This window comes from Proluteimonas luteida (assembly GCF_021191695.1).
Classification (GTDB): domain Bacteria; phylum Pseudomonadota; class Gammaproteobacteria; order Xanthomonadales; family Xanthomonadaceae; genus Luteimonas; species Luteimonas luteida.
In genome coordinates this window covers 36,205-52,053 of record NZ_JAIWPT010000013.1, presented here as the reverse complement: position 1 = coordinate 52,053, position 15,849 = coordinate 36,205, and the positions used below count along the sequence as shown (strand labels likewise).

The following is a 15,849-nucleotide window of genomic DNA, read 5'->3' as shown; positions in this document are numbered from 1 at the left end:
GCCATCCCTAGCTTGTCGCGCCGGCATTGTATCGACACCCTGCAAGACAGTTCCGACACAGGGTCCGCCCCATGAGTCTCGATTCCATCTCCGGCGCCGGCGCGACAATCGGCGGCATCGCCGGAATACAGCTGGCGGAGGCGCGCGACAACCCGCGCTACCAGCAGGTCGTCGATACCCTGGTGTCCGCCGACGCCACCGAATCGCAGCGCGACCATGCCTATGACCTCGTGGCCGGCGTCGAAACCACCGATGGCGGCACCCTGACCGACAAGGCGCTGACCGAGGGTGCCGCGCTCGCGATCGCCAACGACCGCACCGTGCCGGTCAATGTGTCCGAGGTCGCGCCGCTGGTGCCGCCGGGCACCACGCTTGGTCCGTTCGCATCCAGCGACGCCGCGGCCATCGCGATGATGGAGTACTCCAACCCGCTGTCGATCCAGGCCAATCTGGAGAATGGCGGCCTGGTGTTCCGCGACCCGGCCAGCGACCAGTATTTCGTATCCACGCCGATGGGCGGCACGCTCGACGGCTTCGATCCCAGCCAGGTCCCGCAGCCCGACGGGCTGGAGCTGGCCGCCTGCTACCACGGCCATGCCGACTACTCGAAGAGCGACGGCACCCGCACCGACAAGTCCGGCGACGAGTTCAACAGCGACCATTTCTCCAGCCAGGACAAGCGCGTCGCCGATGGCGGTTACTGGGGCCCGGTGATCTACGTCTCCACGCCGGGCGGCGACTTCCGCAAGTATGATTCAGCCACGCGCCAGGACACCGTGATCAACTGACGGCACGTCGCGGGCCTCCGGGCCCCGCATCCCGACCGCCGGAGGTCACGCCATGGTCTTCAACAGGATCCTGCTCATGAGCACGCTTGCGTTCGCCAACCTCGCACAGGCCGCCACGGCTTCCGATACCGTCCCCGCGCCGGTCGAGCTCGACGGTGCGCGTGCCGCCGCACTCGCCGCTGCCGTCCCGGTGTTCAGGGACAAGCAGCCCGACGCCAACCTCGCCAACTTCCACGTCCACGTCCATCCCGCGCAGGACGGCACGTTCCAGGTGATCTTCGAACCGCGCCAGGACAACGAAGCCGCGCCCACGCTCGGCGGCCGCACCGCGCACGGCCGCGAGCTCAACGTCTGGATCAAGGCGTCCGACAACAGCCTCGACCGGATCGCGTTCGCCCGCTGATCCAAGGGTGGTTCGCGTGGGCGACGCTGCGGCCGTCGCAAGCGCGCACGGCTCGTCGCCAGCAGCATCCGCAGCGCCGCCTCCGGGCGGCGTTGTCGTGTGCGGGTCGGTACTGTGGGCGGCGCCTCGCCATCGCCTCATCCCGCCGACGCCATCGCTTTCGTTCCGTTCTTCGCCGATTCCAGCGGTCTCGAGCGTAGGTCGGGGCAACGCCCCCGACGCCTGGGCCTCGGTCCAGGCGCGAACGCGGGTCCCAGGACGCCTCGCAAGTCCATGACGCCGTGCGCGTCGGCCGCGTGGGGCCGACCTACGCAAGGTCGGAGTGACCGTCTCTCCTGCCATCGGTGAGAACTTTTTTTCCCTCTTCCGCGGTATCGCCCGGATGCCCGTTCGGAGACACGGTGGACGGGTGGCAATCAGGCGACTGCCTGCCGTCATGCCTGGGCGGCAGGCCGATCCCCCTGCGCTTCCCCGATCGCCCGCATCGGGCTATGGTCGCCGCAGGGGAACAGGGGATATCGCATGGGACGCGAGCGGCGCGGCTGTTTCGATGACTTGGCCAGGTTGCCAACCCTAGCGGGATCGGGTTTACGGCCGGATTAAGTTAATCCGTTCTTGACAGATGCCGGGCTTGCAGGGATGCATAACTCCAGTGGAGACAACTCAGGCAATTGCGACCGCACTTCCCGATTTGGATATTCAGGCGCGGGGCTGGGAAACTGGTCAGCATGCATTGACGGTGCCCGGTCCACTTTCCGCCGCCCGGTCGGCTGCAGGGCCGCATCCCGTGCGGCACTCACCACTCACCGGTACGGCCCCGGCCCTCGCCACACCACCTCGCCGCGGCGGTAGACGCGGTGGAAGCCAATGACCTCGCGTGAGTCGCGGATGTTGGCCATCTCCGGATCTTCGGGGGCGAGCATGCGGCAGTTGCCGGATTCGCGGCGCAACGCGGTCTCCAGTGGGCAGACCATGTAGTCGCGCGTGCCGGGCAGGGGGATGAAGAGTTCGGTGACGCCCTCGTCGCGCCATTCGCGCAGGCGGGTCTCGCTGGTGGTGTCGTAGACGACCTGGTAGCCACCCACTTCCATGCTGGGCTGGTTCGATGCGCTGTCGCGGCCGCGGCCCTGGCCGATGCGCGGGGTGCGCTGCATGCCGGCGTTCACCGGCGCGGCGTCTTCGGGCAGCATGCCCGGCGGTTGTCCCCAGACGCGCGCCGGGCGCTGCTCCGTCGGCGGGCTGGCGGCAGCCTGGGCGCGGCCCTGGCCTGGATCGGCCTGCGACTGCACGGGCTGCGGTGGCGTCGGGGCCGGGCGCGGCGCGGGCTGCGGGCTGCGGGCCCGGGTCAAGGCTTCGGCGGGCTGTTCCGCGTCGGGCGGCGCGGGGTCTGGTGCATCCATGACCCGCGTGGTGCGCACGCGCGAGGCCGCGGGCGCCGCCTGCGCGGGCGACGTGGCGGGCGGCGGACTGGCGACGGGTGCCTGCACGGGTTGTGGCGGGGTGATGCCGACGAAATCCACGACCATGCGGCTGCCGGCGGAGGCGCCCTGCGGCGTCGTCGGGATGACCGGCTGGGACAGCATCAGCAGGTACGCGAACAGCACGTGCAGCAGCGCGCTGACGAGCGCGGCGATCCACGGCTGCAGGCGTTCGATCCGGGGTTCGGCGCCGGCACCCGCCCGGCGCGGGGCCTGGCTCATGCCGCCGGAGCTGCGTCGGGGGTGGGGGCCTTCATGGGGGATCGGGAGGGTGCAGCGGTGGGGTGGGGCATCGTAACGCGTCGGCGATCGGCGGCGTCGGCTCCGGTTCCGTTTTTCCAGAGATGTGGAGGCATGCGGCAAGCGCGCCGGCCGCGTTCCGCTTCCGTTCCGGCCGCCGTGCGCAACATCGATCCGTGCGACCGGCGCGATGCGGGCGTGACCTTCGTCATGGCAATGACTTTCGGCCCGCGGCGACCCTGTCGATGCGGGGCAGGCTGCTTCCAGGTGCCACGACCCGGAGATGCGGCCCCGGCGCCATCCGGATCGCACCCCGGGAAATTGCCGGACATCACCGATGTCCCGGTCCAGAGGAGGCCAGTTCCATGTCGAAGCGGTTCGTATCCCCATCCACCGGTCCGTTGTCGGCGGATCGCACGGGACTGCGCCGGCAGGCCGCCCTGCTGGTCGCGCTGGTCTTCGGCGGCGCGTCCTGCGCAGCGGCGTCCGGGCCGGAATTCCGCACCGCCGACGTGGAGCGGTTCTACGCGCTGTACGAAGCCAACGACGGGCGCCCGAGCGTGGCGCAGCTGGACGAGTACCTGGCGCAGGGGACGGACAGCCTGAAGGAATTCGCCGGGATGCGGCGCGTCACCGGCGCGCGCATCGCCGAGCGGATCGCGGCCGATCCGGCGATCTACGAGAACGCACGGAAGTGCCTGGACGTGCTGCCGAACGTGGAGCGACGCCTGGCCGGATCGTTCGCGACCCTGTCCCGGCTGTATCCCGAGGCCAGGTTTCCGCCGGTCGCGATCGTGGTCGGGCGCGGGCGGCCGGTGGGCATCGTCAATCCTTCCGGGGTGACGATCGGACTGGAGGCGCTGTGCGCCGCGGACTTCATGAATCCGGATCCCGAGGACCGCTTCGTGCACGTGGTGGCGCACGAGTACGCGCACATCCAGCAGACCGATGCGGATCGGAATCTGGAGCCGGGCGATGCCGGGACGACGGTGTTGCGGATGTCGCTGGTGGAAGGTGCGGCCGAGTTCGTCGCCGAGCTGATCTCCGGCGGCGTCGGCAACGCCGGCCACGCCGGCTGGACGCGCGGGCGCGAGGTGGAAATCGAATCCGCATTCGTGCAGGACATGCACAAGACCGACCTGGGCGCGTGGATCGGCAACTACCGCCAGGGTTCCGACGAGCCCTACGACCTGGGCTACTGGGTGGGCTATCGCATCGTCAAGGCCTACTACCAGCGCGCCGACGACAAGCGCGCCGCGCTGGCGCGGATCTTCGCGATGGACGATCCAGAGGCCTTCCTGCGCGAGAGCGGATGGCGGCCGGGCATGCAGATGCCCTAGGGCCTGTCATCCATTGCCGGCCGGTCATCGCATCAGCGCATCCAGCGCCCAGGTATCGAGGAACGCGACCACGCGCACGACCCTGCCGCGGTCCAGCACCATGTGCCAGGCGTAGCTGTTGCGGTAGGTGCTGCCGTCGCGGGCGGTGGCGATGCCGTCCCAGAGCACCACCACCGCGTCGTCCTGGGCCACGACATGCCGCACTTCCGGCGTGATCGGTGTGGACAGGCGCGCGTTGATCGGCTGCACCGCGCGTGCCATGAACGCTTGCCGGCCGCGGTAGATGCCCGAGACCGGGCTGGATCCGGCGACCTGCCATTCGACATCGTCGGCCAGCAGGTCGAACACGCTGCCGGTGCCGTCGCGCCAGGCGTCGAATGCCGCGCGCACCAGCACCGCGTTGGCGGCCGCGGAACCGGTGGCGGCGTCCGCCGCGCGGACGGGCAGCGCCAGGGCCAGCGCGAGCAGCATCGCGCCGGCGGCGCGCAGGGTAGGCGACTGGATCGACATGCGGATGCTCCAGGGGAAGGGAAATTGCGCAGTGCGAGTCATCGGCGCATTCATGCCGGGCTCGCCACCGGCCGCACGACGATGTCGGTGGTGTCCACGTCGGCCGGCTGGCCGATCGCGTGCGCGATGGCCCGGGCGATCGCTTCGGGTTTCAGCGCGATCTCGCGGAAGCGGCCGATCGCCTCCGCCGTCGCGGCGTCGGTGATCGTGTGCGCCAGCTCCGACTCCACCACGCCGGGGTACACGCAGGTCACCCGGATCGTGTCGCTCTCCTGGCGCAGGCCGTCGGAGATCGCGCGCACGGCGAACTTGGTCGCGCAGTACACCGCGGCGGTCGGCATCACGTACAGCCCGCCGATCGACGCGATGTTGATGACGTGGCCGCTGCCCTGCGCCCGCATCGCCGGCAGTACCGCGGCGATGCCGTGCAGCACGCCGCGGACGTTGACGTCGATCATGCGGTCCCACTCGTCGACCTTCAGCGCGGCCAGCGGCGAAAGCGGCATCACGCCGGCGTTGTTGACGATGGCGTCGATGCGGCCGAAGCGTTCGAGCGCGCGGTCGGCGAAGGCCTGCACGTCGGCACGGCGGGTGACGTCGAGCGCGCAGGCGACCGCGGTGCCGCCGGCGGCGGCGATGTCCGCGGCCAGTGCGTCGAGGCGGTCGGTGCGGCGTGCGCCGAGCACCAGCTTCGCGCCGTGCGCGGCCAGCAGGCGCGCGGTGGCCTCGCCGATGCCGCTGCTGGCGCCGGTGATCAGTACGGCCTTGTCCTGGATGTTGTGCATGTCGGGATTCCTCGGATGGATGAAGGGAGCGGGGAAGGGACGCGACGCTCGATCGCCGCTGTACGACGCGATGGCCAGTCCAGTGGCCGCAGCGCCATGCCGGCGAGCCGATGCGGAGGCCGGCGACCGTGCACCCGGGAGCGCGGAAGGTGCCCGGGTGCGGTAACGCGGCGGCGGACGGGAGGCGATGCGGCATGCCGGGAGTTCCGTGCGCGGCGCCGGCAACCACGGTAGGCGCCGCCCGGTGTCGAGGGAATCCCGCGCATGCTGGACGCATTGGTTAGACTTGCTAACCGATGCGGACCGACCCGGACCTCAACCTGTTGCGCGTGTTCCTGGCGGTGGCCGAGGCGCACAACTTCCGCGCTGCTGCCGACCGGCTCGGCGTCACCCGCTCGGCGGTCAGCCAGGGCATCCGTCGGCTGGAGGACGGGCTGGGCATCGCGCTGGTCCAGCGTTCCACCCGCAGCGTGCGCCTGACCGAGGCCGGCGAGCGCCTGCACCGGCAGGTGGCGCAACCGCTGTCCACGCTGGACGCGGCGCTGGACGAGGCGGTCGACGATGGCCCGCCGCGCGGCCTGCTGCGGGTCGCCGTCACCTCGATCGCCGAGCGGTTCCTGTCCGGGCCGCTGGTGGCGGCCTTCGCCGAGGCCCATCCCGGGATCGTGCTGGACGTGACCGTCACCGACGCGGAGTTCGACATCGTCGCCGCCGGCTTCGATGCCGGCGTGCGCCTGGGCGAGGTGATCGAACAGGACATGGTGGCGGTGCCGCTCACCGGGCCGCAGCGCGAGGTCACCGTGGCCGCGCCGGCCTACCTCGCGCGGCATGGCACGCCAACCCATCCGCGCGAGCTGGTCGCGCACCGCTGCATCGGCTGGCGCCCGGCGCCGGGCGTGGCGCCCTATCGCTGGGAATACGTGGAGGACGGCCGTGCGTTCGACGTGGCGGTGAACCCGCGGGTCACCACCAACGACATGCAGCTGATGCTGCGCACCGCGCTGGCCGGCGGGGGCATCACCTTCGGCATCGAGGAGACCTTCCGCCCCTGGCTGGACAGCGGCGCACTGGTGCGGCTGCTGCAGGACTACCTGCCGCCGTTCCCCGGCTTCTACCTGTACTTCCCCAGCCGCCACAACCAGCCGCCGAAACTGCGCGCGCTGGTGGAGCACGTGCGCGGGTTCCGTGACGGGAATTGACCGCCGCCGTGCCGGGCATCGTCCGCAGCCGGCCCCCGGACCCGGGTCCGCCCGGTTCGCCCGCGACGCGCGCGCGGCCGGACCGCACGCCGGTCTGCGAACCGCGGCGTGGCGGCACGCGTCCTGTCGTCCCTGCGCCGGACCGGGGCACGGCCTCTACCGCCCATTAACGCGCGAGCCAACACGATCGGTGCGCATCGACGCACCGATGCCCGCTGCCCCGGAGGAAACCCGATGATGCCCAGGTCCGTTGTTGCACCGCTCCGCTCGCGCGGGCTTCCAGCCACCATTGCGATCGCGGTGCTGGCGTCCGCGCTGCTGGCCGGGTGTTCGCAGTCCGGACAGCCCGCGGATGCTCCCGTCGCGACGGAAGACGCCCCCGCGCCGGCGCCGGCGCCGGCGCCGGCGCCCGAGGCTGCGGCCGGCGACACCATCGGCGGCGATGGTTCGCAGATCCAGCTCGACACGCTGACCGAAAGCGACCTGCGGGAGGCTGCGCTGCCTGGCGAGCTCGCCTGCAGCTTCTCCACCGGCGACGGGCCACCGATCCTGCTTGCGATGGGGATCGTCGGCGCGGACGAACCCGCGCAGGGCGTGGTGAAGGTATCCGGTTACGTGGAACGGATCCGTGCGCCCGGCGGGTTCGACGGCATGCTCGACGCCGCCACGTTCACCGGCCAGGGCAAGACGATCGCGATCCGGGTCACCGGTCCCGCGGCCGCTGGCGGCGAGTCCCCGCCGCGCCCGGCCACGCTGACCTACCAGCGCGCCGACGGTGCCAGCCGCGGCTTCGACGGGCAATGGCAGTGCGGTCCATGACGCCTGCGCGCGGCTGACGCCGCCCGCGCGGCCGCAGGTCGGCCGCCTCCCGCGGCGGCTTGTCATCCAATTGCAGGTGAACGGTCAAGCGGCGGACTTGAAGTGCGCGCAGGCTCCGGCCAACGGGCCGTTCCCTGGATGCCATGCAACAGTTCGAAGACAGCCTGCGACAGCGTTATCCGCACTGGTTCCGGGGGCGCCGCGCCGGGCTGGCAAGGCCGTTGCTGCGCACGGTCGGCCGCTGGTCGCGGCTCGACGCGATCGAGGCCTTCCTGTCCGCCAACCGCGACCTGCGTGGCCTGGAGTTCGTGTCCGCGGCGCTGGCCTACCTGCGCACCGACTACCAGGTCGACCCGGACAGGCTGTCGCGGATCCCCGCGCACGGCCGCCTGCTGATCGTGGCCAACCATCCCTCGGGCGCGCTCGACGCGCTGGCCCTGCTCGACTGCGTGGGGCGCGTGCGTCGCGACGTGTGCATCGTCGCCAACGACATGCTGGCCGGCATCGAGCCGCTGGCCGGGCTGCTGCTGCCGGTGCGCGTACTCGGCGGACGCCCGTGCCCGGGCAGCCTGCAGGCGGTGGCGCGCGCGCTGCAGCAGGAGCGTTGCGTGATCGTGTTTCCGGCCGGGGAGGTCTCGCGGCTGTCGCTGCGCGGCGTGCGCGACGGTCGCTGGCGCCGCGGCTTCGTGGGCTTCGCCCGGCGGACCGGCGCGCCGGTGCTGCCGGTGCGGGTGGAGGCGCGCAACTCGGCGCTGTTCTATGGCGCATCCACGCTGTTTCCGCCGGTGGGCACGGCGCTGCTGGTACGGGAGATGTTCGCGCGGCAGGGACGGCCCGTGCGGCTGTGGATCGGCGACCCGCTGCGGCTGGCCAGCGACGGCGAGCCGGCGCGGCAACTGCGCGAGGTGCGGCGCACGCTGTACGCGCTGGGCCGCGGCGCGGACGCCGACACCCTGGCGCCGCTGGCCGCGCCGGAGGACCCGGCCGCGGTGGCCGCCGAGGTCGAGCGCGGCGAACTGCTGGGCAGCACCACCGACGGCCGCCAGATCCGCCTCGCGCAGTGCGCGGCGGGCTCGCCGCTGCTGGCCGAGCTCGGGCGGCTGCGCGAACTGACCTTCCGCTGGGTCGGCGAGGGCACCGGCCGCAGCCGCGACCTCGACGCCTTCGACCCGCACTACCAGCACATCGTGGTGTGGGACGCGCCGGCCAGGCGCATCGCCGGCGCCTACCGCATCGCGCGCGGGGCGTCGGTGCTCGCCAGCCACGGCCTGGCCGGCCTGTATACCGCATCGCTGTTCCGCTACCAGGACGCGGCGATCCCGCGCATTGCCGAGGGGCTGGAGCTGGGACGCAGTTTCGTGGCGCCCGACTACTGGGGCAGCCGCAGCCTGGACTACCTGTGGCAGGGCGTCGGCGCCTACCTGCGCCGCTATCCCTACGTGCGCTACCTGTTCGGCGCGGTGTCGATCAGCGCGGCGCTGCCGCCGGCCGCGCGCGAGCAGCTGGTTGCCTACTACACGCGCTACTACGGGGCGTGCGCTGCGCCTGCGCAGGCGCTGCGCCCGTTCCGCTTCGCCGCCGCGCCGCCGGCCTTCGGCGACCTCGACGCCGATGCCGCGTTCGCCGTGCTCAAGGCCAACCTGGGCGCCTTGGGCACCTCGGTGCCGATGCTCTACCGGCAGTACACGGACCTGTGCGAGCCCGGCGGCGCGCGCTTCCTCGCCTTCGGCGTGGACCCGGACTTCCGCGACTCGATCGACGGGCTGATCGAGGTCGACCTGCAGCGGATCTGCCCGCGCAAGCGACAACGCTACCTGTGCCACGCCGGAGTTTCCGCATGAAGATGCTGCCCACGCCGGATCGACGCACCGTGTTCCTCTCCGATGCCCACCTGGGCGCGCGCTACTGCCACGCCGCCGAGCTGGCCCGCTTCCTGCGCACGCTGCGCTGCGCGCGGCTGTACCTGGTCGGCGACATCGTCGACCTGTGGTGGCTGGCGCAGCGACGCGCCAGCTGGCACCAGGCCCACAACGACGTGGTCGAGGCGCTGCATGCGCTGCGCGCCGCCGGCACCGAGGTCATCTACATCCCCGGCAACCACGACCGCGGGATGCGGCGGCTGTGCGGCACGGTGCTGCCGGGTGCGCGCGTGCGTCGCCGCGCGATCCACGTCACCGCCGATGGCCGCCGCCTGCTGGTGACCCATGGCGACGACTACGACGCGGTGACCCACTTCGGCGGCCTGCAGGAACGCTTCGGCGACTGGCTCTACGACCGCATCCTCACCGGCAACCGCTGGTTGAACCTCCTGCGGCGCAGGCTCGGCCTGCGCTACTGGTCGCTGTCGGAGTTCCTGAAGCGGCGCAGCGCGGCCGCCGAGCGCTACATCGAACGTTTCGTGCAGGCCGGGCTGGACGATGCGCGGCGGCGTGGCCTCGACGGCATCGTCTGCGGCCACATCCACCGGCCCGCGCTGTGCGAACGCGACGGGCTGGTCTATGCCAACGACGGCGACTGGGTCGAGAGCCTGACCGCGCTGGTCGAGGAACAGGACGGCACCCTGCGCCTGCTCGCCTTCGGCGGCGAGGTGCTTGCGGAGTTGCCGCCGCGCGTCCGGGCGCAGCCGCTGCCGCGCGCGGCGTAGCCATCGGGTATGCCGCCCCGGCACCCGCGTCGGGCGCCCGCGGCGCGGTTTGGCGGCTGCGGGCGCGGTTGCTACCCTGCCCGCCCCACCGCTGCGCAGGCGACGACATGGACAGGCGAGGTTTCATCGGCACGGCCGCATTGGCGCCGCTGTTGCTGTCGTCCGCCGGGGCGGGTGCGGCCACGGCGACGGCCGGCACGCATGCTCCGCTGCTGCCCGCGCCGCTCCGATCCGGCGACACCATCGGCCTGCTCAGTCCCTCGTCGGCGGTCAACGAACCGCTGACCCTGCAGCTGGCCGGGGAAGTGATGCAGGCGCTGGGCTTCGAGGTCAGGACCGGCGCGCATTTCGCGTCGCGTCGCGGCCACCTGGCCGGTACCGACGCCGAGCGTGCCGGCGACATCAACGCGATGTTCGCCGACGATGCGGTCAAGGCCATCGTCTGCGTGCGCGGCGGGTCGGGCGCGGCGCGCCTGCTGCCGCTGCTCGACTACGACCTGATCCGCCGTAATCCCAAGGTACTGCTGGGCTATTCCGACATCACCGCGCTGCACAGCGCGATCCATGCGCGCACCGGCCTGGTCACCTTCCACGGACCCAACGGCTCGGGCAGCTGGAACAAGTTCAATGCCGACCAGTTCCGCCGCGTGTTCTTCGAGCGCGAACCGATGCGTTACGAGAACGCGCCCGACGACAGTGACGAGCTGGTGCCGCGCCGAAACCGCACCGTCACCCTGGCCGGCGGCAGGGCGCAGGGCGCGCTGGTCGGCGGCAACCTGACGGTGCTGACAGCGCTGGCCGGCTCGCCGTACCTGCCCGATTTCACGGGGAAAATCCTGTTCCTGGAGGACGTGGCCGAAGCGCCGTACCGCATCGACCGCATGTTCAGCACGCTGAAGCTGATGGGCGCACTCGACCGGATCGCGGGCCTGATCTTCGGCGAATGCACCGACTGCAATCCCGGCGATGGCTACGGCTCGCTGACCGTGCAGCAGATCCTGGAGGATTACATTCTGCCGCTGGGCATCCCCGCCTACCGCGGTGCGATGATCGGCCACATCCGCCAGCAGTTCATCGTGCCGGTGGGCGGCCGCGTGGAGATGGATGCCGACGCCGGCACGTTCCGGATGCTGGCGCCGGTGTTCCGGTCCTGATCCCGGCCGGGTTGCGGACAGCTGCCGGAAACGCGCCGACCGGGCCGGGCGCCGGCAACCGGCGCCGGTGCTAACGTAGGGCGATGGCCAAGCCCACCGGAACGATCCGCTTCGAGGCGCCCCTGCTGCGGCCGGCGCGCCCGAAAGGCGCCGCCTGGACCTTTCTCGTGCTGCCCGCGGAAGCGAGCGCGAAGCTGCCGACGCGGGGGCAGGTCACCATCGACGGCATGCTGGGCGGTCATTCCTTCCAGGCGACGCTCGAACCGGACGGCCAGGGCAGCCACTGGCTGAAGGTCGGCAAGGCGTTGCGGGAGGCCGCCGGTGCCGACGTGGACGACACCGTCACGCTGGAAATCGCAGCGATGGCGCAGGAACCCGAACCGCGCGTTCCGCCCGACCTGCGCAAGGCGCTCGCGGCCAATCCCGGGGCGCGCACCGTCTGGTCCAGCCTCACGTCGGTCGCGCGCCGCGACTGGATCCAATGGATCACTTCCGGCAGGAAGGCGGAGACGCGCGAGCGACGCGTCGCAAGCGGCTGCGACATGCTTGCCTCCGGCAAGCGTCGTGTCTGCTGCTTCGATCGCTCGGGGATCTACAGCAAGCAGTTCAGCGCGCCGGAGGCGGCGAAGAAGTAAAAACAATCGGGCACGTGGCTTCGGTGCGCGGACATGGGATGCATGTCGATGGGCGCGTGTCGATCGCTGCGGCAACCCCGCAGTTCAGTCGGTCGCCAGCACCGCCCGGTTGCGGCCCTCGCGCTTGGCGCGGTACATCGCCGCGTCCGCGCGCGCCAGCATCCGCGCGTAGTCCGGATGGCCGTCGTACATCGCCACGCCGATGCTGGCGGTGGCGCGCAACGATTCGCCTTCGGGCAGATGCAGCACGGCATCGGCGACCACCCGGCGCAGCTTCTCGGCGATCGCCATCGCCTGGGTGTCGGAAACCGACGCCAGCACCATGACGATCTCCTCGCCGCCCAGCCGGAACAGGTAGTCGCTGCCGCGCAGGGCCTGCGACAGCAGCGAGGCCAGCAGCTGCAGCATCTGGTCGCCGACCGCGTGGCCGTGCATGTCGTTGAACTGCTTGAAATGGTCCAGGTCGATCATCGCCAGCGCGAACGTGGTGCCGGTGCGGTTGGCCAGTTCGATCTCGCGCCGCAGCACGGTCGGCAGGAAGCGGCGGTTGAGCAGGTTGGTCAGCGCATCGTGCCCGGCATCCAGTTCATGGATGCGGTCGAACATCTGCCCGAGCAGCTTGCCGATGCTGGCCGTGCGCGTGCGGATGCCGGCCAGCGTGGCCTGCAGTCCGTTGTCGCCGGCACCGTGCCGGCCCAGGTCCGACAGCAGCGCGTCGATCTCGCCGATCAGTGCGCTCACGCGCCGGGTGTCGGCGGTCTCGCCCATGCTGGGCAGGGCCTTGTGCACGAACCACAGGCCGAACTCGGAGCTCGCCAGCGGCTGCTCGTCCGCGGGCACCTGGCCGGCCAGCGCGTAGAGCAGGTTGTTCTCCCAGTCGAGCAGCAGCGCGCGCTGGCGTTCGCGTTCGGTGCTGGCGTTGTCGATCAGCGAGTAGAGGCGGAAGGCGGTGTCGCGCTGCGCTGACTGCGCATGCGCCTGCGAGTACGCCAGCGTCATCGCCTCCAGCGCGACGTCCATCGCCGTGCAGATCGCGGCGATGGCCGCGATGCGCGTTTCCGGCGGCTGCGGACGCTGCGTGGCGAGGGCGAGCAGCCCGTGCCGCAGCATGCCCATGCCTCGGATCACCAGGTCCATCGGGATCGAGATGCGGGCGTGGATGTCGCCGATGTGGCGCTGGGTGGCCAGCAGGTGCTCGGCCGAACCGGCGTCCACCTCCAGCAGCGCCCGGATCCAGCGCACCAGCGCGGGCTTGAGGTGGTCCTGGACCTTGCGGCTGGACAGATAGGTCGATGCCCGTGGATCGCCCAGCAACTGCGCGTAGAACGCATCCGCCAGTGGCTGCAACGGCTGCCGGGCGATCTCCGCCAGACAGCCGCGGGTGTCGGCGTCCATCGCGTCGAGCGTGGACCGCCAGTGGTCCGGCGGCGTGACCGGACCGGAAGCGGGGGAAGCATTGGACGGCATGGGGGGATCGCGTGGCGTGGGGTGGGGGCGCCTGCTGGCGTGGCGACGATGTGGCGACGCGTTGTGCCGGGCGGCCGGGCGCCGGACGCATCGAGATTCTAGCAGCGTATGGTCCGATGGCCGGTGCTCGGATACGCACCCGTGGTTCCGGGCTGGCCGATGTTCGAACGGGCGTGCGACCATCCGTCGCCAGCCAACAGGAATGCGGGACGATGGATATGGAAAGTTCCGGAAAGCAATTCGTTGCCGGTGCTGCGGTGGCGCGCGTCGTCCCCGTGCTCCCTCTTGCCCTTGCCGCATCGATGCTGTCTTTTCCCTGCAGCGTGAACGCCGGCGGGTTCGTGATGCCCGGAACGAGCTACTCGGCCGATTTTCCTGGCGAACCTGCGTGCGAGATCAGGATCGTGTCGCCGGAGCTTCGGGAGTTGGACCAGCGCGCGTGCGCCTGGTTCGACGAGGATCTCGGCGGCGGTTACGTACTCGAAGTCTTCCCATTGCCGGTCGATGTGGACATCGTGCAGCCGGCGGTGCTCCTCCGGGCGATGGTGCATGGCGGTGCGGCTGCCAGCCGGAGCGAGGTCATGCGCGAAGTGGACATCGAAGTGGACGGTTTGCCCGCACTGGAGGCCGAGCTGTTGGATCGGGAGCGTGGCGTACTCGCGAAAGTGGTCTACGTTCTCGGACGCGGCGAGGTGATCAGCATCAGTGTCGATGGCGGTTGGCGGATTCATGAGGCGGATGCGGCGGCCGTGTTCCTGAAATCGCTTCGGGTCGCGCCTGCGCAACTCCGGAGCGAATAGGTTCCTCGCGATGTGTCCACGGTGTTGTCCGACGCCGGTTGCGTGCATCGGGCGTCTGGCCGACATGGCCCCTCACTCCTATGCCAGTGCGGGACTTCTATGCTGTCGCCCGCCGCTTCCCGTCGAGCCCGGCCAATGACGTCCCGCCCCCGCGACCCCTATCCCGATGCCCTGCGCGCAGGCGCGCTGCTGGTCGTGGTGTTCGGCCACTGGATGGCGACGCTGCCGCGCGTGGACGCCGGCGTGCTGGTGGATACCGACCATCTGTTGGCGGTGTGGCCGCTGGCGGGCGTGATGACGTGGCTGGTGCAGGTGGTGCCGCTGTTCGTGTTCGTGTCGGCGGCGGTCAGCGCCGATGGCGTCGCCCGGCGGCTGCAGGCGGGTGGGCAGGCGCACTGGTGGGCAGCACGCGCGCTGGGGCTGGCCCGGCCGACGGTCACCTACCTGGCGGTGCTGGTCGCGCTGGCGGCGGCAGCGCTGTGGACGGGCGGCCACCTGCTCGGTGTGTTCAACCAGTCGCTGACGATCCATCTGTGGTTCCTGCTGATGCTGCTGACGGTGCAACTGCTGCTGCCCTGGTGCCTGCGCCTGGATGCACGCTTCGGGCTGGGCGCGGTGGTCGGTTTCGTGGCGGTCGCGGCGGCGCTGGACCTGGTGCGCGCTGGCGCGACGTCGCTGGACGAATTGCGCTGGCTCGGCCGGCTGACGACCGAACGGCCGGCCGGCATCGCCTGGCTCAACATGCTGGTGGTTTGGCTGGTGCCGCAGCAGTTGGGCATCGCGTGGAAGCGCGGGCGCTTCCGCGGCGCCGGCACCGGCGTGGGCTTTCTGCTGCTGGGCGCTGCCTGGCTGGCGCTGGCGATGGCCAGTGGCTATCCGGTCGCGATGGTCGGCGTCACCCTGGCCGGCAACAACATGCTGCCGCCGACGCTGGCGCTGCTTGGGGTGATGTGGCTGCAGGTCGGTGCGGTGCTGGCGCTGGAGCCGCTGGCGCGGCGTGCGCTGGCCGGCCACGTGCCGGTGCGGGCGATCGCGGTGCTCGGCGCGCTGGGCATGCCGCTGTACCTGTGGCACAAGCTGGCGGAGCTGCCCGCGGCGTGGCTGGGCCTGCGGCTCGGGCTGCCGATCGACGCCGGTATCCCGGGCGAACCGGGATTCTGGCTGGGACGCGCGTGCTGGATCGCGCTGTGCCTGGCGATGGTGGCGCCGGTCATCGCGCTGGTGGTGCGTTTCGAACTGCGCCGCGACCGCGACGTGGCCGGCGCCGAGCGTCTGTCGCGCATCGTTGCCGGCGGCGCCGCCCTGTATGCCGGGCTGGCAGCCGCGCTGGTCCTGGGCGTGTGGCCGGGCGCGCCGGTCGGGCTGGCCTGCGTGGCGCTGGCGTCGTGGCTGCTGCGGCAGCCGAAGTCGATGGCCTGAAGCCATTGCCTGTCGTGGCTACCAGCGGCAAGCAGGTCCCTCGCTGCGCTCGGGCGCGCCGCCGGCGATGCCATGCGGGGATGCCACCATCGGCTGGCGCATCGTCGGCACACTTCCCGGCGGGAGGCGGATCCCGACTCGATGGCGCCGGTTGCCTGTCGCCCCGAG

At 71.2% G+C, this 15,849-nt stretch carries 15 protein-coding genes; 11 read left to right on the top strand and 4 right to left on the bottom strand.

Annotated elements, in window-relative coordinates:
• Positions 1-71 precede the first annotated feature (71 nt).
• Both LDO26_RS12495 and LDO26_RS12490 read left to right on the top strand, forming a co-directional pair.
• Positions 72-788, top strand: coding sequence for a DUF4329 domain-containing protein (locus LDO26_RS12495; protein ID WP_232131426.1), 717 nt, complete (start codon positions 72-74; stop codon positions 786-788).
• 76 nt (positions 789-864) lie between these two features.
• The gene (locus LDO26_RS12490; RefSeq protein WP_232131425.1) at positions 865-1,191 is read left to right on the top strand and encodes a hypothetical protein; all 327 of its coding nucleotides are present in this window, start codon (positions 865-867) and stop codon (positions 1,189-1,191) included.
• Positions 1,192-1,994: 803 nt separating this feature from the next.
• Here the strand turns inward: LDO26_RS12490 and LDO26_RS12485 are convergent.
• Positions 1,995-2,891: a type II toxin-antitoxin system RelE/ParE family toxin gene (locus LDO26_RS12485; RefSeq protein ID WP_232131424.1), complete on the bottom strand. Its 897-nt coding sequence runs from the start codon at positions 2,889-2,891 to the stop codon at positions 1,995-1,997.
• Positions 2,892-3,274: 383 nt separating this feature from the next.
• On the opposite strand from LDO26_RS12485, the gene LDO26_RS12480 reads away from it, so the two are divergent.
• Positions 3,275-4,249: a DUF2268 domain-containing putative Zn-dependent protease gene (locus LDO26_RS12480; protein WP_232131423.1), complete on the top strand. Its 975-nt coding sequence runs from the start codon at positions 3,275-3,277 to the stop codon at positions 4,247-4,249.
• Positions 4,250-4,273: 24 nt separating this feature from the next.
• Here LDO26_RS12480 and LDO26_RS12475 read toward each other — a convergent pair whose 3' ends face one another.
• Both LDO26_RS12475 and LDO26_RS12470 read right to left on the bottom strand, forming a co-directional pair.
• Positions 4,274-4,759: a nuclear transport factor 2 family protein gene (locus tag LDO26_RS12475; RefSeq protein WP_232131422.1), complete on the bottom strand. Its 486-nt coding sequence runs from the start codon at positions 4,757-4,759 to the stop codon at positions 4,274-4,276.
• 50 nt (positions 4,760-4,809) lie between these two features.
• On the bottom strand, positions 4,810-5,544 hold the full coding sequence (locus LDO26_RS12470; protein WP_232131421.1) for an SDR family oxidoreductase: 735 nt from the start codon (positions 5,542-5,544) through the stop codon (positions 4,810-4,812).
• 296 nt (positions 5,545-5,840) lie between these two features.
• On the opposite strand from LDO26_RS12470, the gene LDO26_RS12465 reads away from it, so the two are divergent.
• The 6 genes from LDO26_RS12465 to LDO26_RS12440 all read left to right on the top strand — a co-directional run bounded on the left by LDO26_RS12465 (position 5,841) and on the right by LDO26_RS12440 (position 11,995).
• Positions 5,841-6,743, top strand: a complete 903-nt coding sequence (locus LDO26_RS12465) for a LysR family transcriptional regulator (RefSeq protein WP_232131420.1) — start codon at positions 5,841-5,843, stop codon at positions 6,741-6,743.
• 237 nt (positions 6,744-6,980) lie between these two features.
• Positions 6,981-7,562: a hypothetical protein gene (locus LDO26_RS12460; RefSeq protein ID WP_232131419.1), complete on the top strand. Its 582-nt coding sequence runs from the start codon at positions 6,981-6,983 to the stop codon at positions 7,560-7,562.
• Positions 7,563-7,705: 143 nt separating this feature from the next.
• Positions 7,706-9,403 (top strand): bifunctional ornithine lipid synthase OlsF, encoded by a 1,698-nt coding sequence (olsF, locus tag LDO26_RS12455; RefSeq protein WP_232131418.1) that lies wholly within the window; start codon positions 7,706-7,708, stop codon positions 9,401-9,403.
• Positions 9,400-10,206, top strand: a complete 807-nt coding sequence (locus tag LDO26_RS12450; RefSeq protein WP_232131417.1) for a UDP-2,3-diacylglucosamine diphosphatase — start codon at positions 9,400-9,402, stop codon at positions 10,204-10,206. The genes olsF and LDO26_RS12450 overlap by 4 nt, the downstream gene beginning before the upstream one ends.
• A gap of 107 nt (positions 10,207-10,313) precedes the next feature.
• A complete protein-coding gene (locus LDO26_RS12445; RefSeq protein ID WP_232131416.1) occupies positions 10,314-11,360 on the top strand; it encodes a S66 peptidase family protein in 1,047 nt (348 codons plus the stop codon).
• Between the two features lie 83 nt (positions 11,361-11,443).
• The gene (locus LDO26_RS12440; protein WP_232131415.1) at positions 11,444-11,995 is read left to right on the top strand and encodes a YdeI/OmpD-associated family protein; all 552 of its coding nucleotides are present in this window, start codon (positions 11,444-11,446) and stop codon (positions 11,993-11,995) included.
• Positions 11,996-12,079: 84 nt separating this feature from the next.
• Here LDO26_RS12440 and LDO26_RS12435 read toward each other — a convergent pair whose 3' ends face one another.
• Positions 12,080-13,462, bottom strand: a complete 1,383-nt coding sequence (locus LDO26_RS12435) for a GGDEF domain-containing protein (RefSeq protein WP_232131414.1) — start codon at positions 13,460-13,462, stop codon at positions 12,080-12,082.
• A 212-nt stretch (positions 13,463-13,674) separates the two neighbouring features.
• On the opposite strand from LDO26_RS12435, the gene LDO26_RS12430 reads away from it, so the two are divergent.
• Both LDO26_RS12430 and LDO26_RS12425 read left to right on the top strand, forming a co-directional pair.
• A complete protein-coding gene (locus LDO26_RS12430) occupies positions 13,675-14,262 on the top strand; it encodes a hypothetical protein (RefSeq protein WP_232131413.1) in 588 nt (195 codons plus the stop codon).
• A 135-nt stretch (positions 14,263-14,397) separates the two neighbouring features.
• A complete protein-coding gene (locus LDO26_RS12425) occupies positions 14,398-15,681 on the top strand; it encodes an acyltransferase family protein (RefSeq protein ID WP_232131412.1) in 1,284 nt (427 codons plus the stop codon).
• The last annotated feature ends 168 nt before the right edge of the window (positions 15,682-15,849 follow it).